The 22,567-nt window shown below is 45.6% G+C and carries 20 protein-coding genes and 2 pseudogenes; 14 read left to right on the top strand and 8 right to left on the bottom strand.

Going from position 1 to position 22,567, the window contains the following annotated elements; genetic code table 11:
* Positions 1–206 precede the first annotated feature (206 nt).
* Positions 207–1,403, bottom strand: a complete 1,197-nt coding sequence (locus M654_RS20745) for an MFS transporter (RefSeq protein ID WP_026586011.1) — start codon at positions 1,401–1,403, stop codon at positions 207–209.
* Positions 1,404–1,562: 159 nt separating this feature from the next.
* On the opposite strand from M654_RS20745, the gene M654_RS20740 reads away from it, so the two are divergent.
* Positions 1,563–2,384 carry a MerR family transcriptional regulator gene (locus tag M654_RS20740; protein ID WP_026586012.1) on the top strand — a complete coding sequence of 274 codons (822 nt, stop codon included), beginning with the start codon at positions 1,563–1,565 and terminating at the stop codon, positions 2,382–2,384.
* Positions 2,385–2,554: 170 nt separating this feature from the next.
* On the opposite strand, the gene M654_RS20735 is transcribed toward M654_RS20740, so the two are convergent.
* Positions 2,555–2,947, bottom strand: coding sequence for a VOC family protein (locus M654_RS20735; protein ID WP_026586013.1), 393 nt, complete (start codon positions 2,945–2,947; stop codon positions 2,555–2,557).
* 189 nt (positions 2,948–3,136) lie between these two features.
* Between M654_RS20735 and M654_RS20730 the strand changes: the two genes are divergently transcribed.
* Together M654_RS20730 and M654_RS24460 are read left to right on the top strand one after the other, a co-directional pair.
* The gene (locus tag M654_RS20730) at positions 3,137–4,024 is read left to right on the top strand and encodes a LysR family transcriptional regulator (protein WP_026586014.1); all 888 of its coding nucleotides are present in this window, start codon (positions 3,137–3,139) and stop codon (positions 4,022–4,024) included.
* Between the two features lie 7 nt (positions 4,025–4,031).
* A pseudogene (locus M654_RS24460) lies at positions 4,032–4,469 on the top strand (LysR substrate-binding domain-containing protein); the annotation flags it as partial.
* A 370-nt stretch (positions 4,470–4,839) separates the two neighbouring features.
* Here M654_RS24460 and M654_RS20720 read toward each other — a convergent pair.
* The 3 genes from M654_RS20720 to M654_RS20710 form a co-directional block, all read right to left on the bottom strand.
* Positions 4,840–5,016, bottom strand: coding sequence for a hypothetical protein (locus M654_RS20720; RefSeq protein WP_163170572.1), 177 nt, complete (start codon positions 5,014–5,016; stop codon positions 4,840–4,842).
* An 83-nt stretch (positions 5,017–5,099) separates the two neighbouring features.
* On the bottom strand, positions 5,100–5,918 hold the full coding sequence (locus M654_RS20715) for a cyclase family protein (RefSeq protein WP_051290336.1): 819 nt from the start codon (positions 5,916–5,918) through the stop codon (positions 5,100–5,102).
* Between the two features lie 197 nt (positions 5,919–6,115).
* Positions 6,116–7,498 carry an amino acid permease gene (locus M654_RS20710; RefSeq protein WP_026586017.1) on the bottom strand — a complete coding sequence of 461 codons (1,383 nt, stop codon included), beginning with the start codon at positions 7,496–7,498 and terminating at the stop codon, positions 6,116–6,118.
* 541 nt (positions 7,499–8,039) lie between these two features.
* On the opposite strand from M654_RS20710, the gene M654_RS20705 reads away from it, so the two are divergent.
* The 4 genes from M654_RS20705 (at position 8,040) to M654_RS20690 (ending at position 10,749) form a co-directional block, all read left to right on the top strand.
* The gene (locus M654_RS20705; RefSeq protein WP_051290337.1) at positions 8,040–8,669 is read left to right on the top strand and encodes a DUF2306 domain-containing protein; all 630 of its coding nucleotides are present in this window, start codon (positions 8,040–8,042) and stop codon (positions 8,667–8,669) included.
* Between the two features lie 249 nt (positions 8,670–8,918).
* The gene (locus M654_RS20700) at positions 8,919–9,281 is read left to right on the top strand and encodes a putative zinc-binding protein (RefSeq protein ID WP_026586019.1); all 363 of its coding nucleotides are present in this window, start codon (positions 8,919–8,921) and stop codon (positions 9,279–9,281) included.
* Positions 9,282–9,404: 123 nt separating this feature from the next.
* On the top strand, positions 9,405–10,004 hold the full coding sequence (locus tag M654_RS20695; protein WP_026586020.1) for a TetR/AcrR family transcriptional regulator: 600 nt from the start codon (positions 9,405–9,407) through the stop codon (positions 10,002–10,004).
* 4 nt (positions 10,005–10,008) lie between these two features.
* A complete protein-coding gene (locus M654_RS20690) occupies positions 10,009–10,749 on the top strand; it encodes an SDR family oxidoreductase (protein ID WP_026586021.1) in 741 nt (246 codons plus the stop codon).
* Here the strand turns inward: M654_RS20690 and M654_RS20685 are convergent.
* Positions 10,742–11,557, bottom strand: a complete 816-nt coding sequence (locus M654_RS20685; protein ID WP_026586022.1) for an alpha/beta fold hydrolase — start codon at positions 11,555–11,557, stop codon at positions 10,742–10,744. The two genes, M654_RS20690 and M654_RS20685, sit on opposite strands and share 8 nt — an antisense overlap.
* 122 nt (positions 11,558–11,679) lie before the next feature.
* Entirely contained in the window at positions 11,680–11,952 is a 273-nt protein-coding gene (locus tag M654_RS20680) for a CD3324 family protein (protein ID WP_142246051.1), read from the bottom strand.
* A 291-nt stretch (positions 11,953–12,243) separates the two neighbouring features.
* Between M654_RS20680 and M654_RS20675 the strand changes: the two are divergent.
* Positions 12,244–12,477, top strand: a pseudogene (locus M654_RS20675) (RNA polymerase sigma factor); the annotation flags it as partial.
* A 296-nt stretch (positions 12,478–12,773) separates the two neighbouring features.
* Positions 12,774–14,678 carry an acyltransferase family protein gene (locus M654_RS20670; protein ID WP_026586025.1) on the top strand — a complete coding sequence of 635 codons (1,905 nt, stop codon included), beginning with the start codon at positions 12,774–12,776 and terminating at the stop codon, positions 14,676–14,678.
* Between the two features lie 37 nt (positions 14,679–14,715).
* Here the strand turns inward: M654_RS20670 and M654_RS20665 are convergent, their stop codons facing one another.
* On the bottom strand, positions 14,716–15,687 hold the full coding sequence (locus M654_RS20665) for a sugar-binding transcriptional regulator (protein ID WP_026586026.1): 972 nt from the start codon (positions 15,685–15,687) through the stop codon (positions 14,716–14,718).
* Between the two features lie 282 nt (positions 15,688–15,969).
* Between M654_RS20665 and trpB the strand changes: the two genes are divergently transcribed.
* The 5 genes from trpB to M654_RS20640 all read left to right on the top strand — a co-directional run bounded on the left by trpB (position 15,970) and on the right by M654_RS20640 (position 22,522).
* Entirely contained in the window at positions 15,970–17,160 is a 1,191-nt protein-coding gene (trpB, locus tag M654_RS20660; RefSeq protein ID WP_026586027.1) for a tryptophan synthase subunit beta, read from the top strand.
* Positions 17,157–17,966, top strand: a complete 810-nt coding sequence (gene trpA, locus M654_RS20655) for a tryptophan synthase subunit alpha (protein WP_026586028.1) — start codon at positions 17,157–17,159, stop codon at positions 17,964–17,966. The genes trpB and trpA overlap by 4 nt, the downstream gene beginning before the upstream one ends.
* Before the next feature lie 117 nt (positions 17,967–18,083).
* On the top strand, positions 18,084–19,436 hold the full coding sequence (locus M654_RS20650) for a radical SAM protein (protein ID WP_026586029.1): 1,353 nt from the start codon (positions 18,084–18,086) through the stop codon (positions 19,434–19,436).
* Between the two features lie 58 nt (positions 19,437–19,494).
* Positions 19,495–21,081 carry a tryptophan halogenase family protein gene (locus M654_RS20645; RefSeq protein ID WP_026586030.1) on the top strand — a complete coding sequence of 529 codons (1,587 nt, stop codon included), beginning with the start codon at positions 19,495–19,497 and terminating at the stop codon, positions 21,079–21,081.
* Between the two features lie 214 nt (positions 21,082–21,295).
* The gene (locus M654_RS20640; RefSeq protein ID WP_026586031.1) at positions 21,296–22,522 is read left to right on the top strand and encodes a Bcr/CflA family efflux MFS transporter; all 1,227 of its coding nucleotides are present in this window, start codon (positions 21,296–21,298) and stop codon (positions 22,520–22,522) included.
* Positions 22,523–22,567 lie beyond the last annotated feature (45 nt).

Genomic DNA, 22,567 nt, shown 5'->3' with positions numbered 1-22,567 from the left:
AACGAGGATCGGCGGCTAATTGCGCAGGCCTACTGCCTGAACGCCGCCGTCATCACATCCTGTGAAAGTCCGCTCCGATGCCCGGCCTTTCTAGACTGCAAAGGTTGAGGGTCACGCTGAAAGGATTTTGTCAACAATCTGAAACATCCCAATATGATTTGGTCTGTTTTTCTTTTAACGCAACTGTATTGTGATTCCGGCCTCATTTAAGATTGAACTTCATTTGCTTTTTCTTTCCACACCATTGTAAGACCCAGGCCGATAATCATCACGATGCCTGCAAAAAGGAAAGGATAATGAATGTTAAGATCAAAGAGAATACCGCCCAGAGCCGGACCAAAGATATTTCCTAAGCTCGTGTAAGTGGAGTTCATCCCTGCAACAAAACCCTGCTGGTTACCGGCGACTTTGGATAAGAAAGTCGTCAGGGCCGGGCGCAGCAAATCAAACGCCAGAAAAATAAAACAAGTGACAAGCAAAACAGCTAAAAACCCTGACATGACAGTTGACACGAAAGCCAAGACCGCGCCGGTGATGAGGCAAAGCTGAATCATCCTTTTCTCTCCAAGTTTATTGACCAATTTCCCGAATAGTAAAACTTGAATAATGACGGCAACGATCGAACTGATCGTAACAATGATTGCGATATCCTTTGGTGTGAAGCCGAACTTATGATCAGAAAACAAGCTGAATACCGTTTCGTAGGCTGACAAGCCGAAAGCCAGCACAAAAACGATCACAAATGCAATGAAATAGACAGGATGAATCGACCTCTTCAAGTCGTTAAAGAAATTGGATTCCTTTGTTTGAGACGAGAGTTGTTCCCGTTCTTCTTTTGACAAGGATTCTTTTAATATAAAAACGGAAGAGACAGCTGCTGTAAATGCCAAGGCGGCAGCGAAGAAAAATGGCATCCGAATCCCATATTCGGCTATAAATCCTCCGGCACCAGGTCCAATAATAAAGCCGGTGCTAATCGCTGCCGAAACATAGCCCATCGCCTTTGACCTTTCCTGCAGTGTTGTTATATCAGCTACATACGCTGTAACGGCAGGCATGATAAAGGCGGCGCTGACTCCGCCCAATATCCTCGATAAATAAAACATGGAAACATGGGTTCCCAATCCAAAAATCAACTCTGATATACTGAATACAAGCAATCCGATGACAATCATTTTTTTTCTTCCAAAACGGTCAGCCCATCTTCCCGCAAAAGGGGAAGTGATTAATTGGGAAATGGCGAAAACCGCAACAAGATACCCCATTGTACTGCCGGATAAATGCATGATATTCATAAAGGAAGGCATAACTGGAATAATTAAACCGATGCCAAGAAATGCTATGAAAATGTTGCTTAATAATATAATAAGCACCGTTTTTTGTTCTCTTATTGATTTTTTCATCTATAAAACTCCTCTTACATTAATCAAGGCAAAGCGTAATCGTTTCCAGCGGAGAGTTTTTCCGTTTTTTTATGATCCTTTTCTTTTTGGATCGAAGCTGTGTTCAAGTACAATAAAATCATAAAGTATATGGTTACCGTATAGTCAAGGAGATTTTTTATGAGCGAAGATTTAAAAAAATATTTCACAACGGGTGAGTTTGCCAAGCTCTGCAACATCAAAAAACAAACGCTGTTTCACTATGATGAGATCGGTTTGATTTCTCCGGAGATCAAAAAAGAGAATGGTTATAGGTATTATTCTTATCATCAATTTGAGCTTTTTCAAGTGATCAACTTGTTTAAAGAGGTTGGTTTACCGTTAAAAGAAATCAAGTCCCTCATCAAAGGTAAAACACCGGGCCGAATCTTACCGCTTCTGAAAGAAAAGTCTGTTGAAATTGAGGACAAAGTGAAAAAGCTCAAGCATTTGCAAAAGATCATCGAGACGAAAGTGTCGTTAACAGAACAAGCGTTAAAAACAGACTTCTCTTCGGTTTCTTTCCAATATTTAAATGAAGAAACATTTATGATCGGCAAAAATACTTTACATTTACCAGAACGAAAATACGTTGCAGCCATTTCAGAGCTCATTCACGATGTTGAGTCTCGTGGATTAGATGAGGGGTATCCTGTCGGCGGTATATTGGCACGGGAACAAATCTTAAATAAAGACTTCTATAATTACATTCACTTTTATGTAAAAGTAAAAGAAGGAATCGATACGGCAAACGAGCATGTGAGACGAAAAGGGCTGTATGCAATCGGCTACCAAAAAGGCGAAGAAGTTGAAGATGCCTACAGCAGAATCATTCAATTCATTGAAAAGAATGGGATGCAGATAGGTGAGTATGCATATGAGGAATTCATGCTTGATGAAGTGATGGTCGATGGATTTGAAAATCAAATCACCAAAATCCTTATTCAAGTTCAAGAGGTGTAAACGAATCTTGGCATTAATGAGATAAGCATGAAGCAGGACGTTAATCTAAGCTCATTTCCGGCTTCCGCTGAGAAAAGCAATTAACTGCCAAGGTTAAAACGTGCTAACACAAGTGGCGGCGAATAAAGTGAGTCCTAAAAAGAAGGGAGAGGAAACTCATCCCTTCTTTTTCAGCTTTTTAAAGGGTCTAGATCCTGTGATATTTCAATCAGGTTTTGATCAGGATCCCTAATATATACAGATACAATCGGACCAAGCGCGCCGGTTCTTCTGACAGGTCCCTCCTCAATGTTCACATTGTTTTGACGTAGATGTTCGATTATATCGTCTATTGTTTCTTCCGCGATAAAACAGAGATCTGCAGAGCCGGGAAGCGGATGTTTTGCTTTGGGAGTGAATTCATTGCCAGCCTCGTGCAAATTTATTTTTTGATTGCCAAAACGCAACGCTTTTCTGCCTGAGCCAAACGTTTCTTCTTTCATTCCCAAAACCCGCGTATAAAAGCTGATTGTCTCTTGAAGGTCTTTTACAGTTAAAACAAAATGATCAAGCCGTTTGATCACAATCAATTCCTCCCAATGAAGATATTTATTTTACAACATCAAGAATAGTTGAAACGCTTTGCCTTGTCTTCTGCACATCTTCTCGGCCCCTTTATCAATGATGGTAGCACTATTCATTTATATTATATAATGCATTATAAATATGTTTTTAATGTTTTAGTGTCATGAGATGGGAAGGAGACGGAACCTATGGAATGGGAACAACTTGAGTATTTTCAAGCTCTTGCCCGGATACAGCACGTCACAAAAGCTGCAGAATGTTTATCGATCTCTCAGCCTGCACTTTCACGTTCTATCCATCGTTTAGAGGTCTATTTAGGTGTTCAGCTGTTTGACAGACAAGGACGCACAATCAGGCTGAACAAGTATGGAGAGATTTTTTTAAGACGGGTGGATGTGATGATGAAAGAGTTTCATGACGGCAAAGAAGAAATCAAACAGTTATTGGATCCGGACCATGGGGAAGTATCACTCGGCTTTTTGCATACGCTTGGGACAACGATTGTTCCGGATTTAATCGGATCTTTTAAACGTCAGCATCCGGGAATTCAGTTTCACCTGAGACAAAATCACTCTTACTGGCTTCTCGATAAACTGAAGTCCGGTGAACTGGATCTTTGCTTACTGCAATCCATCAAGCCCGAAAAGTCCATTCATTGGGTGCAATTATGGAGTGAAGAGCTTTTTTTGTTTGTGCCAAAAGGACACCGATTAGCCGATTGTGAAAGTGTGACATTGGATGAAGTCGCCAAAGAGCCTTTTATCGTATTAAAAAATGGTTACGCACTCCGATACACAGTAGATGAACTTTTTGAAAAAGCGCAAATTCAACCGGAGATCCTCTTTGAAGGTGAGGAAGTGGCCACCGCAGCAGGCTTTGTCGCCTCAGGACTCGGTATTTCAATCCTGCCCGACCTAAAAGGACTGGATCAGAGCCATATCTCCAAAGTCCGGATCAGCTGGCCGGAATGCCAACGTCTGATTGGCATCGCCTGGATAGAAGGAAGATATTTATCACCGGCAGTGGAGAAATTTAAGCAGTTTGTGAAGAATCACTTTTCTGAATGGAGTCCATAACTTGAAAGAAAAATGCGTTCATCATACACTGGCTGAGGAGAGGATCGTCCTTGTCGGCAGCAGTGAAGGGCCGGATCATTTGGAAGATGATCAAAACCATTTTTTTATAACGAATGAAGAAGGCTGCAGTTATCGGACAATGTTTGAAAGATACCTTTTAAAACATGATCTCCACTACTTTCAAACGATGGAATATAGAAGCGATTAAACAAATGGTCATGAGCGGACTCGGGTTTTCTGCTTTACCTTATATGACAGTGAAAGATGAAGTGGATTGCGGCTAGCTAAAACATTCTGACCCATTCTGAAAAACTCGGCCCCGCTTTATTCCCACATGCTGACTAAGAAGAAAAAATGGCAATTTCCGGCTGTTGAGGCTTTTGTTAAGCTTGTCTTACGTTCGGTTTATGAAGCTGACAAAGAAGAATCTGAATTTACTATCTAGGTAATGTCCGAACGTTCCAGATTTTTTTGAACGATAAAACTTTACTCAATGAATTCCGAAAGGCGTTGAGTTATCGTGATGAATAAAGGAGGGTATTATTGGTGGGCAAATTACCTAGAGTGTTTCAAATGATGGGGGTTACCGGCTTTGTTTTAACTTTTCTGCAAATCTCCATTGGATGGTTCATTGGATTTTTCTTTTCAGGTCTTTTCTTCTTCACGTTGATAAAACAGGAACATAAACACAACGAATTCAATTTAATAGCGGGAGTTTTAGCCGTCTTATATTCATTTTATTGCCTATTTACCCAGGTTGTATGACCAAAAGAACCAAGGGGTATTCCCTCGGTTCTTCTGTATTTGTCAGTCTTTCATGCTCGCTCTACACCATCCCAAGAGGGCGGCGCTTCATCCAGATCGACAGCCAATGTTTCCAAAAAACGTGCGACATTCAAAAGAGTGAATTCGGCTCTTTCCTGTTCACTGAATATTTGTTTCGTATTTTCAAATGTTAAATCGGTTACTTTTACGCGGGTACGCACATTCATCAATCAAACGCAGCAAAGCCCGCGTTAAATTTGCCGGAAACCGCTGGTATTACGCTTTTTGTTCATTATGTACCCGATCAATTTCAGCTAATTGTATTCTTGCCATTGACCACTTCATCCTTTATTTCACGTTCAGCGTGAAGAATGGCGACAGGACGCGCCCATCCGGCTGAAGCTCTTTCAACTTTTACGGGAAAAGCCATCACATAAAAACCGGTGGAAGGCAATTGCTCAAGATTGGCGAGTTTTTCAATTTGGCAGTAAGGGATTTTACTTCCGGAGTAATGTCCTTCCCAAATAATCGCCGGGTCTTTTTCCGTCTCAAAGCGCCTGGCGGTTACACTGAACGGAGCATCCCAGCTCCAAGCGTCAGTACCGACAAGGCGCACGCCGCGCTCGGTTAAAGAGAGCGTGGCTTCGCGCCCCATGCCGCAGCCGCTGTTCAAGTAATCTTTCTGTCCGTATTTGGCGCCGGCCGATGTATTGACAAGGACAATGTCGCCGGGAGCAAGCGTATGATTGATTCGTTGAAGTTCTTTCTCGATGTCATCCGGAGTGACGATTCGTCCATCTTCAAAATGTCTGAAATCCAGCTTGACGCCAGGGCCGTGAAACCACTCAAGAGGAACTTCATCAATCGTCGCCATCCGCTTGCCGTCATCCGTAACCGAACGATAATGGTAAGGGGCGTCTATATGAGTTCCGGCATGTGTCGACATCTTCACTTTTTCAAGCGACCAGCCTTCACCGCCGGGAAGGTCGTCTGAAGAAAGCCCGGGGAAGCTTTGGACCATTTGCTTGGCCCCTTGCTTATGATCCACATATTCAATTTCGGGAATAAAACCAGGAGGGTCAGATGGAATATCGTCCCTTAAGGTCACTGATAAATCTACGATTTTCATAAGTTTATTCTCCTTTTTCTGCCATGTGATTTTTTAAAACATGATAGACAGTGCGACCAGCCGGCATTTTTTCTGTTTTTTCATCTCTCCTCTCCTTGTATCCGTTTTCTTAAGTTTCATTCTACATGAGGTGCCATCCGCTCCAAAACAAAAAGCCTGCAGAGCATGTTCTGCAGGCTGAGTCACATCTTCGCTTTCTAGACTTGTTCCTTCGGTTTCCTCATTTTAAAAATAACGATCAGCAACAAAAACCAAACCGGTGTGACAAATAAGGAAACACGGGTATCCTGCGCCAATCCGAGCACAACGAGAATAAACGCAAGAAAGATAAGAACCACATAATTTGAAAATGGATAAAACGGCATTTTAAATGTGTTTGTTTTCGCTAAATCCGGTCTTGTTCTGCGGTATTTCAAATGGCAGATCACCGTGATTCCCCATATAAAGATGAAGCATATCGTGGAAATGCTTGTGATCAGCGTGAACACTTCTTCCGGCATGATATAGTTCAGCGTCACGCCGATGAGAATCACGACGGCTGAAAAGAACAGCGCATTGCTCGGTACTTTGCGGGAAGTCAGCTTTTTCATTGCTTCAGGCGCATTTTGTTCTTTGGCAAGCGAGTAAACCATCCGGCTTGTGCTGAAGATCGCGCTGTTGCTTGCCGAAGCCGCTGATGTCAGAACGACAAAATTGATGATGCTGGCTGCCGCAATGATCCCGACTGCTGCAAAAACTTGAACGAATGGACTTTCATCAGGATTGATGATATTCCACGGATAGATGCTCATAATCACAAGAAGAGCGCCGATATAGAAAAGCAAAATCCTGACAGGGATATTGTTGATGGCTTTCGGAATCACGTTTGCCGGATCCTTTGTTTCGCCTGCCGTCAGTCCCACAAGTTCGATGCCTACAAATGCAAACACCACCATCTGGAATGAGAGAAGAAATCCATGCAGCCCATTTGGGAACATGCCGCCGTGGCTCCACAGATTCGTGAAGCTCGCTTGGCCTGAAGCGGTGGAAAAACCTGTTGCGATCATGAATAAACCAATCACAATCAGCGCCAGAATCGCGATCACCTTGATTAATGCAAACCAGAATTCAAGCTCTCCAAAAAGCTTTACAGTCGCCAGGTTCATGATCAGCAAAATAATCAACGCGATAAAGCCCGGTGTCCACTGCGGTACACCGGGAAACCAATATTGGGTGTAGAGTCCGACCGCGGTCAAATCGGCCATGGCGAGCGAAATCCAGCAAAACCAGTAGGTCCAGCCGGTGATAAAGGCTGCCATATCGCCCAAATAGTCTCTGACAAAATCAACAAAAGAGTGGTACTCCAGATTGCTTAACAGCAATTCTCCAAGAGAACGCATAATAAAAAAGCAAATGATCCCGGTGATCATATAAGCAAATAAAATCGACGGTCCTGCAAAATGGATCGATTTCCCCGAGCCGAGAAACAATCCCGTCCCGATGGCTCCGCCGATGGCGATCAGCTGAATGTGCCTGTTTTTCAGGCCCCTTGATAATGTTTGTTCATGTCTGTTATTGTCTCCGGTTATATCGTCTGTCACTTTGTACTGCCTCCAATAATTGTTTTAACTCCTGGCTCCCGTATTTTTTTATGTTCTATTATAACACTAAAATTTAAAAGGTTTGATTGTTGAAAGAATGTTTCGTTCTTGTACATATCCAATGTCTTGTAACAGTCCTAAAAATCCTTTTCGATGATGACATTTTAGCTTATTTTTATTCGAAATTCGAGGATTATTGGTATATTTTTCTTAAAACATGATCCGAAAAGAGGTGTGAAAGTGAACCCTCTATTCGTTTGTTTGGACAGTTTCTTGCGGAAGATACTTGAACATATCGAAGCGAATAGTAAAAAGAATATACTTGATGTTTTTAATGGGGAAGATTTTATCATGGCGAACCTGGTGTTGGCTGTCTGTCGTCTTCAAAATCAACATTCAGTTAACTGCTGGAAACGATTTTTAAACGCGGCATAATTGGTGTATGCTAAAAAGAGACTACCTTGATTGAAAAAATAGCATGATATTTTAGGAGGAACAAAAGCTGAACAGAAAGACATTCCAACGCTCGGTGTTCGCAGTCATGTTGACGCTGATCGCGATCTATGTTCTGTATACCTTGTTTGAAAATTTGCTTCATGATCGGCATTCGACAGCCTTTTTAAGCCAGAAAACTCATCTGCGCGCTTCTTTTCAGCTCCCGGTCTGGCTGAAGGTGATGTATGTCCACGTGGTTGCCGCCTGTCTGGCCATGCTGGCGGGAGCTGTTAACTTTTCTGTGAGAAGCCGCAAGCTCCACCGCTTGAACGGCTATGTCTATGTCGTTTGCGTGCTGATTGTGACGCTGACGTCAGGCTATATGGCGCCGCACTCCACGGGAGGAAGAATCGTGAGCATCGCCTTTAATCTGGTGAACATGTATTGGCCGGCGGCTACGGTGATTTCCGTATGGCAAGCGCGGCGAAAGCGGTTTGACAAGCATCAAAAGTGGATGATCCGCAGTTATTTATTCTGTTTTACCAATCTGTTTATTCATGTCATCACCTTTGTGGGCCGCAGCGGATTCGGCTTGGCATACGATCTCAGCTATACGATCGGCGTTTATGGGGCGATTGCCCTGAACGTGGCCGCGGCTGAGTGTATTATTTGGTTTACACTGAGAAAAACGACTGGTATTTTTGAAATGAAAGGTGGTTTTTCTAAGACCGATTAATACCAATAATCAATGCCAAACCCCACCCAAAAACAACAGCCGTTTGATGGAAGTATACTGACGAACTGGATATGTATCTTGCTAGAGCAAACCTTTTTAGATGATGGTTTGCTCTTTTTTCGCTATATCCCTCGCTTCGGATAGCCCCCAATGTCAAAAAGTGATCTAACTCACAGTCTTAAAAATACACATCATGTAAAGTGAGTTAATAGTTTTGCTGCGAAAAGACAAAAAGGGGAGAATGAACAAATGAAACGAAAAGATTTACCGCTTGTGTATTCATGCTCTGGATGTTCTTCGGCCGCGCAAACGGCCAACATGATCGCCATCAAAATGGATCGCGAAAAAATAGCTGAAATGTCCTGTATTGCCGGGGTTGGCGGTGATGTCAAGCCGCTTGTCAAAACGGCAAAATCCGGACGGGATATCATTGCCATCGACGGCTGTCCTTTGTGCTGCTGCAAAAGCTGTTTAGCCAAGCATGACGTTCAGCCAAAACATCATTTTGTACTTTCTGATTTTGATGTGCCAAAGAAAAAAGGTGTGGATCCCGACCCTGTTCTTTATATGAATGCTTACGAACGCATTTTAAAGCTTACACATCCTAAGTAAAGGATTTGAAACGGCTATCTTGATAGTCGTTTTTCATTTTATGACAAATGACAAAATAAATTATTTGTCATTTGTTACTTTTCTTGCTATGATCATCCTAAAGGAGGTGGAACACGCAGCATCATGAAGAATGTTTCAGAAGCATTGACGAAAAAACAAATCCTTGAAGCAACAGAAGAAACGTTAAGGCGGTACGGTGCAGCGAAAACATCGATCACGGATGTGGCCAAAGCATTGAACGTCAGTCACGGTACGATTTACCGCCATTTTAAAAGCAAAAAAGAGATTTTCGAGGAAGCTACCCAAATGTGGCTGGGTGAAAAGATTTTCAAGCCGCTTACCGGTGTTTATCACGATTCTTCCCGCGAAGGTCCGGCGCATGTCAAGGCTTATATAAAGAAATTGTTTGAGCTCAAACGGTATTATGCCATGAAGGATGAAGAATTGTTTGCGATGTATGCCAAAGTCACCAATGAATCTCCAGAGCTTGTCGATGAAAGCATTTCCAATATCGTCGAGCAATTGAGCGGGCTCATCGACCGCTGTTCTGATTGTGCAAATGATCCTGTTGAAGTGGCAAAAGGCATTTTTTACGCGACGGAACGTTTCCACCATCCGGCGCATGCGAATGAATGGAAAAGAGATACGATTGAACAGGAATTTGATATTGTTTGGGGTCTTTTGGAAAAAGGGTATTTGAAACATGGAGAGGGCGGAGGTTAAAAACATGCACGATTTAAAAGGTAAGACAGCGATCGTAACGGGAGCTTCCCGCGGAATCGGGCGCGCGATCGCAACGCAGCTTGGAGACCTTGGAGCCAAAGTGGCCGTCAATTACTCAAGCAGCCGGCAAAAGGCGGAAGAAGTCGTCAATGAGATCCAGCAGGCAGGAGGGGAAGCTGCGGCTATTCAAGCCGACCTCAGCACAGTTGCCGGTGTGGAATCTTTATTTGCTAAAACAAAAGAGGCGTTCGGGAAAATCGATATCCTGATCAATAATGCCGGCATGAGTATTTACAAACCGATTCAAGATGTCACGGAAGAAGACTTTGATCAGCAATTCAACCTGAATGTAAAAGGCACATATTTTGCATGCAAGCAGGCCATGAAAGATATGGAGGCGAATGGGAGGATCATTAACTTCTCCACATCTGTCATCGGGCAAATGTTTCCGACATACAGCGTATATGCCGGAACAAAAGGGGCTGTAGAGCAGTTCACCCGCCAGCTTGCAAAGGAATTCGCCGCAAAGCAGATCACAATTAACGCGGTCGCACCGGGACCGGTCGACACTGAACTTTTTACGGCGGGAAAATCGGAACAGCAGATCGAAGGGCTGAAAAAGTCGACGGCTCTCGGCCGCATCGGTGAACCGGAGGACATCGCGAATGTCATCGAATTTTTGGTCAGCGAACAATCGCAGTGGATCACCGGCCAGACGATTCGCGTGAATGGCGGATTTATTTAATATAGGAAAAAATCTCAACCAGCTTCTCAGCGAATGCCTTCGGATATACGGAGGCGCCGACATGATTTCCGGGAAAATCAACAACTTTCGTTCCCAGTTTATCTGCTAAAGCCTCCGCATACCGGTATGGGAGAAAGCCTTTGGATTCAATGCCGCCGGCAGGCACAACGACCGCCGATGAAGCTTTCAGCCTGCTTGTGTCCGGTTTGTATTCTCTCAGAGCGGGCACTTCGGATAAGATAAAATAGTCGATGTTGGCCATCAGCCGCTCCATCCGCTCTTTCGGCTGTCGGGGCTGGGCGGATGCGGTGATGCCCATCGCTTCTGCGAATTCTCCTAATGCGGATAAGCCGTTTTGTCGATAATCGCGTTCAAGCTTCGCCAGGCTCTCTATGCCAAATGTGCGGTCTTCATCTGACAGCAGTTCCGGTATCGGGGGTTCGTGCGCTGCCAGTACGCGGATTTGTTCAGGGTGACGGATCGCCAGGTCAAGGCCGATGACCGCGCCTGAGCTACAGCCGAACACATAGGCGGGTTCATCGGTCAGGCCGGCCAACAGGCGGTGCGCGTCATCGCTGTGTGCGGAAATCCGGTAGTTTTCGTTTATATCCTCAAGTTTGCTGCGCGAGTGTCCCCTGCGGTCATAGGTGACGACAGTGTAATGCTCGGCAAGCAGATCTGCCATCGGGTATGAATCAGCATCCCCGTTTCCTCCGTGAATCATCAGCAGCAACGGTCCGGCTCCGCGCACTTCATAGTAAAGGCTCGTTCCTGAAACTTGGATCATGCTGCTCTTTATTGAAGTCATAACAATCATCTCCTCTCTTTTAGATTAAAGCAGCCGCAGAAGATAAGAAATGCAGAAATCGCTTAAGAAACAAACTTGCCATATCGAAAAGCACTGATCCTGTATGACCAGTGCTCTGTTTTTTATGTTGTGTAAACAATTTTTTTGATCGTTTCAATGGAGAGGTGATATTCCCCGGCAAGCCGTTCGACCGAATCGCCGTTTTTGAAAGCTTTTTTAATTGAAGCGTTGCGTTCATCAATCAGCTTTCTAGCCCCGGACCGCACACCCCATTTTTGCCGGGCGGAATCAGGCTTTGGAATATAGATGGTCTCCCCTTGAACATACTTTTGAATTTCTGATATCAGCTTTTCGGGTAAAACAGCGTCTGCTTTGACATAACCCATGTTTGCCAGCTCCTTATTCTTTTGATGGGATAAGGGGCAAAGCCGTATATCAGAAGGTTAAGGCGATTGAAGGTGTCCACCCCATGCAAAGTATCGCCATTCCGATAACAGGCTTTGCATGAGACGCTGCGCTATCCGGCATTCTGATGACTGCCATTTTCTTCACCTCCCTAAAACGGATTATAGAATAAATCAAGCCATCTTGCAGTTTATCTTTCTTTAAAAAAGCCCGACTTCCGCAAACTGTCTATCCTATTGTAAACATCTCTATATCTCGGATTTCCATAAAAGGAGCTCTATATTGCAACAGCCAAAGCGGCGCTTGTCGCTTGCAACACAGACAAGACGGCTGGCCTACAGTTATGTGAAAAACCAAGACGACGCGCTCGATATTGTCCAGGAATCCGTCAAAAAAGCGCTCGCTTCCGTGGGATCTGTCCGCAACCCGGATACGATCAAAAGCTGGTTTTATAACGCACGGCTATCGATTTTTTGCGGAAACAGAAAAAACTGAAGGTTGTGGATGATCAAACCGGGGTACATGGGGACCGTAGCGTTTGAAAAACCGACTGGGGTCATTGCGGATTTTCCGGCCGGGATCCGCTATATTCATTAGACAAATTCCTTGAAATCATGGATTTTGCTTTTTTTCTTCCTTTTTTATAAATTTGTAACTGCAGATTCGTCTGGAAACTTTTATACTAAAGAGAGTGCATTCTAAAAGAATTGATATTTTTTGAAACAAAAAGCGGTCCCGATTACGTCTATTGATTTGGCGGTCGCCGTACCGTATACAGCAAGATAACCGTACATATCATTGGAGGAATACCATGCAAGATCAGACACACCATCAACGCTATATACCGGGGTTGGACGGGCTCCGGGCTTTTGCCGTTTTGGCGGTCATTGCCTACCACCTCGACTTTCATTGGGCAAACGGGGGTTTTATTGGGGTTGACATCTTTTTTGTGTTGTCCGGCTACCTCATTACATCCATCATATTGCCTGCCTATGGAAATGACATTGCCCTGAATTTTCGCGAATTTTGGCTGCGCCGGGTCAGACGGCTGCTTCCTGCGGCAACGCTCATGATTATCATCACCGTCATCTGGACCGTCCTGTTTAACAGAGAGCTGATTCATACCGTGCGGGGAGATGCGGTCTCCTCTCTTTTATATGCCAGCAACTGGTGGTTTATTTTTCACAATCAATCTTATTTTGATAGTTTCGGAGCGCCGTCACCTTTAAAAAACCTGTGGTCACTGGCGATTGAAGAGCAGTTTTATATCGTTTGGCCCATCCTTTTACTTTTGGGAATGTACATATGGAAAAAGCGGGAACGGCTGGCGGCCGCGGTTGTCGTGCTTGCGTTTTGTTCAGCTATTCTGATGACCGTTCTGTATGTTCCCGGCGCAGATCCCAGCCGCGTCTACTACGGAACGGACACACGCTCATTTGAACTTTTGGCCGGCTGTGCTTTAGCTCTTGTGTGGCCAATGAAAAGACTTTCTTCAAACCGATTGCCGAAAAAATTGAAGCAAGCATTGCACGGAACGGAACTCACCGCTTTTCTTTTTTTAATCCTCTGCATTTATTTGGTTGATGAATACGAACCCTTTCTCTATCAGGGCGGAATGCTTTTGATCAGCATTTGTGCAGCCATTTTTATTGGCTGTGTGAGTCATCCGAGCAGCTTTATCGGCCATTTGCTGTCGTGGAAACCTTTGCGCTGGATTGGAACAAGGTCTTACGGCATTTACCTATGGCATTATCCCGTGATCGTCTTGAGCACACCCGTACATGAAATTGGAAATCCGGTGTATTGGCATGCTGCAGTCAAAGTCGTCGTTACTTTGATCATCGCCGAGGCTTCGTATCGCTTCATTGAGAAGCCGATCAGAGAGAACGGGTTTCGCCGATTTTTCCGCCGCGTTTTTCTGAACAGGATGCTGGAATGGAAAACATCGTCCGTTTTCAATAAACTGTCGGTGGGACTCATGGCAGCAGCCCTACTTGTCTTTATGGGCGGATTGTCCGGACTGGCGGACGAAAAGAAAAAGCGGGAATGGCCTTATGCCGAGTCTCATGTGAAAACAAGTGCTGCAGTTGAACAGTCTTCTGAACAAGAACAGGATCAACAAGAGGAAAAGGCGAAAACAGATGAAACGAAAGATGATGAGCAGTCGAAATCAAGCGGAGAAAATCAAGAACAGAAAGAAGAGCAAACAACGGCTCAGACACCGGCTCAGACACCGGCTCAGACACCGGCTCATTCTGTAAAAGATGTCTTGGCAATCGGCGATTCCGTCATGCTTGACATCGCTTCAAATCTAAAGAAGCGCATGACCGGGATCACGATCGACGGAAAGGTCGGCCGCCAGGTGTCGCAAGCGCTTCAATTGACCTCAGCGTATGCATCATATAATCAGCCGGATAAAGCTGTGATCATTGAGCTCGGCACAAATGGATATTTTACGGACAGCCAAATGGACGAATTGCTTGACGCCTTTTCAAACGCAAATGTTTTTCTCGTCAATACCCGTGTACCCCGCCAATGGGAAAGCAAGGTGAACGAATCATTGCGCAGCCAGGCGAAAAAACGGAAAAACGTGACCTTGATCGATTGGCACAGCGAAGCTCTTCAACATCCCGAATACTTCACCTCTGACGGCGTTCACCTTGTGCCTGAAGGAGCCGAAGCTTTAACAAACCTCATCGTTCGAGCGGTGAAATAAAAAAAGAGGCCTGCCTGACAGCGCCTCTTTTTCATGTTTAAGAATGTGAACCAGAGTGATGCAGCGATAATACTTCCTTTGCGGTAGCCATATCCGTTACGAGAAAATCGATCCATCCCCCGCGCAGTGCCGCCCCGATCGCCGCCGCTTTTTTTTTGCCGCTTGCGACGGCCACTACATTTTGGGTGTTTTTTAATTCATGGACCGATAAACCGATCATTCTGGATGCCTCTTCACACTTGATCACGTTTCCGTTTCGATCTAAAAATGATGTGCACACAACCGCTTCAGCGCCTTTGTCCCTTAAGCGATGAAGGTCCTCCTTGCTGAAATATCCCGAAGTGACAATCGTATCTTCTTCTGATACGGTTCCGATCCCCACCACAGAAACTGCGGCTTGACGGGCAAGTTCAATGACGTCAGCGATTTCCCGTTCAGCCGTGATGATATCCCTCGCCTGTTTGGAGACGACAACGGCGGGTGCGTTGATCAAAAAGTATTTTGATTTTAATTTTTCACCGAATAATCTTGTATTTGAGTTGGCATGCCATGTCGCCCCTTCGGCGCCCCAGCCGCCGACAAGGGGAACAAATCGCAGATTTTTCCGCGAAAAAAAAGGCAGTTCCTGGGCGAGCAGATTGACGCTCTTTCCAGCCATAATCCCAATAATGTCGTGATGTTTGATGATGGATTCCAGCAATACAGCACCGGCTCTAGCAAGGTGCAGGTCGATCATCTGCTGTTCGGCGTCCGGCATATTGATGACGACCGCGTTTTTTATACCGAAAGTTTCCTTCAGCCGTCGTTCGTATTGCTGTTCGTCGCCATAAGGATTTTTAATTGTAATTTGGACGATTCCTTCCGATTTGGCCGCGCTCAGCATCCTGCTGACCTGTGAACGGGAAACAGAAAGCTGCTCGGCGATTTCCTGCTGGCTCAATCCATCAAGATAGTAAAATGTGCTGATTTTGACAAGTTGACGAATTTTTTCTTCATTGATGTCCGGCATTTTGAACCTCTCTTTCCCTTGAACAAATGTTCACCCTTGAAATTATGTTCGATGAGGAGATATAATAAACGTGCAAGAAAATTTTTCTAGTTGAGCAGAGTAGAGTGGAATTGAGCAGAGCAGAGTAAATAATCAAGCAATACCGAAAGGCGCCGATTGGTCGTGAAACACTTCAGCCGCACCTTCGGGTCGTTCGTTTTTCTGCTCTATTCCTCTACTTCATTGTAGAGGATTTCTTTTTTTTATCAAAGAAATTCTTGCAGAAAGACGGGGGGATATATCATGAAAACTCAAGTTGCAGGGAAGTTTGGAAAGTACGGGGGCAGGTTTGTCCCTGAAACGCTGATGAGCGCCCTGGTGGAGCTGGAAGAGGCTTATTTGCGGTACAGGGAAGACCCTGATTTCGTAAAGGAAGTCAGTCAGCTGCTTAAAGGTTATTCCGGCAGGCCGACCCCGCTTTATTACGCGGAAAGGCTCACCCGGCATTTGGGCGGAGCGAAAATTTATCTGAAACGCGAGGATCTCAATCATACCGGGGCTCATAAGATTAACAACGCGATTGCACAGGCTGTTTTGGCCAAGCGGATGGGAAAGAAAAAAATCATCGCCGAGACCGGAGCCGGACAGCATGGGGTAGCCACCGCCACAGTTGCCGCGCTTTTAGGAATGGAATGCAAGATCTTTATGGGAGAAGAGGATATCCATCGGCAGCAGCTGAATGTCTACCGGATGAAGCTGCTCGGGGCCGAGGTCGTGCCCGTTTATTCAGGTTCCAAAACCTTGAAGGATGCCGGCAATGAGACGCTCCGCTACTGGGTTGCCAATGTGGAAGATTCTTTTTTCCTGTTTGGAACAGCCGCAGGTCCGCATCCGTATCCGATGATGGTAAGGGACTTTCAAAGAATCATCGGTGATGAAACCCGGGAGCAGATTTTGGCGAAAGAAGGGCGTTTGCCCGATTCCATTATTGCGTGCGTAGGCGGAGGCAGCAATGCGATAGGGATTTTCTTCCCGTTCTTAAGCGACTCGCAAGTTCGTTTAATCGGCGCCGAGGCGGGGGGAAAAGGACTGGATACGAATGAGCACGCCGCCACTTTGTCCAAGGGCTCGCCAGGCGTTTTTCAAGGATCGATGAGCTATCTTCTGCAAAGCGCTTCCGGCCAAGTGCAGCCGGCGCATTCGATTTCAGCCGGGTTGGATTATCCGGCGGTCGGACCTGAGCACGCTTATTTGAAGGATTCAGGCAGAGTGGAATATAAGGCTGTCACAGACAAAGAAGCGATTGATGCGCTTCATTTACTGAGCCGTATTGAGGGAATTATACCGGCCTTGGAAAGCGCTCATGCCTTGGCGCAATGTATGAAGCTGTCGCCAAAGCTTTCCCAAGACCATCTGATGGTCGTCAATATCTCCGGAAGAGGGGATAAAGACATGGATACGATCATGAAACATTCCGGAGGTGAGGTTCATTGAATCCGATCGATCAGACCTTTGCAAGATTAAAACGGGAAGGCAAGCCGGCCTTTATTCCGTATGTGACAGTCGGCGACCCTGATATTCGCACGTCCCTTGATATTTTGAAAGAACTGCAAACCGCCGGTGCCAGCGTCATTGAATTAGGCGTGCCTTTTTCAGACCCTTTGGCTGACGGCCCGGTTATTCAAAGAGCAACCTTGCGAGCTTTAAAAAACGATATCAGCATATCGGATGTCATCAGCCTTGCGAAACTGGCCAGGCAAGAACAAATCCATACGCCGCTCGTGTTGTTTACTTATTTTAATCCGCTTTTGCAGCTTGGGATTGAAAAGGCGTTTTCGATGATGGAGGACTCGGGCATAAACGGAATCATCATTCCGGATCTTCCGGTAGAGGAGGTTGAAGAAATACGTTGTATTTGCACAGAGAAGAACATCCATTACATTCCCTTGGTGGCTCCTACTTCCGAGGGGCGGATTGAATCAATCGTCAATCAGGCTTCCGGATTCGTTTACTGTGTTTCTTCTTTGGGAGTTACCGGTGAACGGCAAAACTTTCACAATGATATCGAAGGGTTTTTAGCCGCCGTCAAAAAGGCGACTGCTTTGCCTTTAGTCGTGGGCTTCGGCGTTTCCAATGCCGAGCAGTTCAAAAAGCTTTCATCTCATTGTGACGGGGTCGTGGTGGGCAGCGCGATCGTTCATACGATTGAGAAAAACCTTGCTTTGCTGCAGCATTCAAACACCTACTCCGACGGATTACATCGTATAAGGGGGTTTGTAGATGAATTAATTCCTCTGTGACAAAAAGCGGGCTAATTGTGAAATGCGTTTAGGTGATCTATCAAATAAGAGTTTAACATCCACTTCTTAGTTTTAGACTTTGCGACAAAGCTCTTAAAATCATGGGGAGTGAGAACAATGTTAGATATAAAGAAATCCTTTCAAGAGAGAAATATCGATTATTTTACGGATGACTATTACAAGTATGTTTCCATATTGCGTGATTACAAGGGGCATGTGCGCAGAAAGGAATCTTACTATGCCGACAATTTTAGGGAGAAAGGAACGGCTTTATTTGAATGCTTAGGGATTGAAATCGTTCATCAGCTGCACTGTCAATTGAAATGTGAATACTGTTATATCGCTTTGGATACGAAAAGCGAGTCGATTAAACCGGTCCCGGTTGAAGACATTATGAGCATCATTGATCAAGCGGCAGAAATTGATGAAGCCACAGGAAAAACGCTTTTTGGCCAAATTGGATTCATCGGCGGAGAACCGACTTTGCACCGCCATTTGCCAAGTCTCTTGGAATATACCTTAAGCAAAGGATTGACACCGATACTGATCACCAACGCAGTCAAGCTGGCAAAAATCGATTATGCAAGAAAGGTGTGTCTCCCCGGAACGGTTATTGTCACCCACCTGCCTTATCTTGATGAAGAAGGGGATAAGGAACATGATAAAATCACCAGATTTCCGGGCTACACGAAAACATTGGAGACAGCGATCCAAAATATGTTGACGATCAGAAAAGAGCTGAATGCCGTCGGTCAGGATTTTGAATTTGTCGGCGACTTTGTGTTAAGCAAGCAAACACTTCCGTATGCGTTTGAAGTGCACAAATTTTGCAGAAAGAATGGGATTAACCCATTTTTCGAACGGATGAGGATTTCCGATGATCAAAGAAATCACCATCTTGCTCCCGGCCGTGACGAAATAAAAGAACTGCTGAATCAAATCTTTGAGTATGATAAGACCCATTATCCGCATCTGATCTTTAAATCGGACGATGTTCAGGAAGAGGACGTCTTGCTGAAAAGAATCGAATATTTGATTACCCCTGCTTCCGCCAACGCCTGTTCCATGACACAGACGGGAATTCATGTAAAATATAACCAAAATGGCTTTGGTGAAGCGCTGTCTTGCGTCGGCCAGTCGATTCCGCATGGAAACATGCAAAAGAACAGTTTGCAGGAAATCGTCAATCAGAAAATCCAATCGCGCATCTTTAGTGAGCAAGAAACATATATAGCGGGGCCTTGTTCCGTTTGTGAATTATATCACTTAATCGGCTGTGAGGGAGGATGCCGCGGCAATGCCAACAGTACGTTTCATTGCGGGCGGGCGTCTGATCCGGAGTGTTTGTTCATTAAAGAAGAATACAGAATGAATAAAGCGGTCATGGCTCCTGAACATTGCGACGGTTGTCCGGTCAGCGAGTGGGCCCCTTGCAGCAGCTATGTTCAAAGCGAAAGTGTACTGAAATGAGGTTCAACAGAGATGTCGTGAATTCACTATGTGTTAAAAATGATTGGAGGCGTTAATAATGGGAGAAGCGATTCGGGATGTCGTGATTCTAGGCGGGGGATCTGCAGGTTGGATGACCGCCTCTTATCTGTCAAAAGCGTTCGGGAGTCAAATGAATATTACACTGATCGAGGCCGAAACGATTCCAAAGATCGGCGTCGGAGAGGCGACGATCCCCAATCTTCAGCGGGTGTTTTTCGACTTTTTGGGGATACCAGAAGAGGAATGGATGCGGGAATGCAATGCCTCTTTCAAGGCGGGGATCAAGTTTGTCAATTGGCGCAAACCGCCTGAAGAGGACAAAGATGATTATTTTTACCACCTCTTTGGACAAGTGCAAAACTGTGACAATGTCCCGCTTACTCATTACTGGCTCCGCCGCCGGTTTGAGGAAAACGACAAAGAGCCGATGGCGTATGCGTGCTACCACCAGGCGCCGCTGCTTGACGAAAAATTGTCGCCCCGGATGATGGACGGCACTCAAGTGATGAGTCATGCCTGGCATTTTGATGCGCATCTGGTGGCGGATTACCTTCGCAAGCTCGCGACCGGCTGGGGAGTCCGTCATATCCTGGATGAACTCGTTGACGTTGAGCTGGCGCCTGACGGCAGTATTTCCGCGCTGAAAACGCGCAAGGGCGGCCGGTATGAGGCGGATTTGTTTGTGGATTGCTCCGGCTTTCGCGGTCTGCTGATCAATCAAGCGCTGGGTGAGCCGTTTATCGAAATGAGCGACCAGCTTTTCTGCGACAGTGCGGTGGCCGCTTCAGTCCCTCACGATGATGAGCAGTATGGAATCGAGCCTTATACATCAGCGATTGCCATGAAGCATGGCTGGACATGGAAAATACCGATGCTCGGCCGCTTTGGATCGGGCTACGTTTACTCAAGCAAGTTCGTCTCTCAGGATGAGGCGACCGAAGAGTTTATCAAGCTTTGGGATTTAGATCCGAACAAAGTGCAGCTCAATCAAATCCGCTTTCGAACCGGGCGGAACCGCCGGGCCTGGGTGAAAAACTGCGTTTCAATCGGTTTGTCTTCATGCTTTCTGGAGCCGTTGGAATCTACCGGTCTGTACTTTATCTATTCGGGCATATATCAGCTCGTCAAGCATTTTCCGGATAAGTCCTTTAACCCTGCATTGATTGATCATTTCAATGAAGAGATTGACGGAATGTTTGACGATTGCCGGGATTTTATCCAAACGCATTATTTCACAACCACCCGTGACGATACCGAATTTTGGCGCGCCAACAAAAGCGATCTGAAGCTGTCAGATGAGCTGAAGCAAAAACTCAAGACCTATCAATCCGGGCTTGTTGTCTGTCCGCCGCTGACCACCAATGAATCCTCCTACTACAGCAATTTCGAGACTGAGTTTCGCAATTTCTGGACAAACAGCAACTATTACTGTATGTTCACCGGCATGGGCTGGCTCCCGGATCAATCTTTGCCAAAGCTCAATTATCGTTCGGAAGCGATTCAGGAATCAGAGGAAATGTTCGCCGCCCTGAAACAAAGAACGGCAGAGCTTAAAACGAAACTTCCTTCAACTTACGAATATTTAAAAATGCTGCACGGAGCAGGCGAAAGGGTCGGTCAATAACAGGAAAATCGCGATCAAGGTCTGTTTAAACATCACCCGGGCAAAAAGACGGCGTGGACATTTCTTTCACGTCGTTTCATGATTGTCAAAGAAAATGTCATGCTTCACACCTGCTTTCACCTTGCAAAAAATATGGTACAATATACAAATGTTTTGTTGACTCAGTCAATGAAAAAAAGATTTTGCTAGGTTGAAAGAAAGGTTTTGATATGACATGCTTCATAATCCAACTGGGAAAGAACGCTTGGCCTTGGCTTTTCTCCTTGGGATGCTTGCGATACTCGGCCCGCTTAACATAGATATGTATTTGCCGAGCTTTCCGGAAATCGCTGACGATTTGTCTAGCGGCGCTTCACTTGTGCAGCTCAGTTTGACGGCTTGCTTGATCGGGTTGACCATCGGCCAGCTCATTATCGGGCCGGTCAGTGATGCTCAGGGAAGACGGAAACCCTTGTTGATTTCGATTTTCTTGTTTGCGTTGTCTTCACTGTTTTGTGCGCTTTCACCGAATATTGCGGTATTGATACTGGCCCGTTTTTTGCAGGGATTTACGGCTTCCGCCGGGATTGTCCTTTCGCGCGCCATCGTCCGCGACGTCTTTACAGGACGGGAGCTTTCGAAATTCTTTTCGCTTTTGATGGTCATTACCGCAGTCGCGCCTATGGCTGCGCCGATGACAGGGGGCGCGATTTTGCTGCTGCCGTTCGCGACATGGCACACGATATTCTACACGCTGTCAATCATCGGATTTTTTCTCGTTCTGATTATTGCCCTGAGGCTGAAAGAAACATTGCCGCCGGAGAAGCGGATTCCAAGCTCGATCGGTTCGTCTGTGAGGACGATGGGCAGTCTGATGAAAGATCGCTCTTTTATCGGCTATGCGCTGACTGTCGGGTTCATTCACGGCGGAAGCTTTGCTTACGTATCGGGAACACCTTTTGTCTATCAGGATATTTACGGTGTGTCACCGCAAGTTTTCAGTGTGCTGTTCGGCATTAATGGTCTGGCCATAATTACGGGAAGCTTCATTATCGGCCGTTTCGGAGGAATCGTTCATGAGAAGAAACTGCTGCGGATCGCAGTCATGACGGCATTAATCGCCACAGCCGTCCTGCTGGTGATGACGATCATCAAAGGGCCGCTTGTGACACTGGTAGTTTCCATCTTTATTTATATGATCACAATAGGAATGGTTTTGACCAGCACCTTTACGCTGGCGATGGAAAACCAGGGGCACCGGGCGGGCAGTGCGAGCGCCATGCTGGGCATGCTTCCATTGCTGCTCGGCTCAATCGTGTCACCGCTTGTCGGAATGAATGAGACGACCGCCGTCCCGATGGGCGCGATCATGTTTATCACCGCGGTCATCGGTTCTTTTGCTTTCTTTGTTTTGACAAAGGAAAAGCGCGGACAAAGCCGGCTTGGAGTGAATGAAGGTTAATAGAATGGAAAGAAGGACGGAATCAACTGATTCCGTCCTTTGTCT

This window comes from Bacillus sp. NSP9.1 (assembly GCF_000465465.2).
In the GTDB taxonomy this organism is placed as follows: domain Bacteria; phylum Bacillota; class Bacilli; order Bacillales; family Bacillaceae; genus Bacillus; species Bacillus sonorensis_A.
The sequence above is the reverse complement of the archived record's forward strand: the minus strand, read 5'-3'. Positions and strand labels throughout refer to the sequence as shown.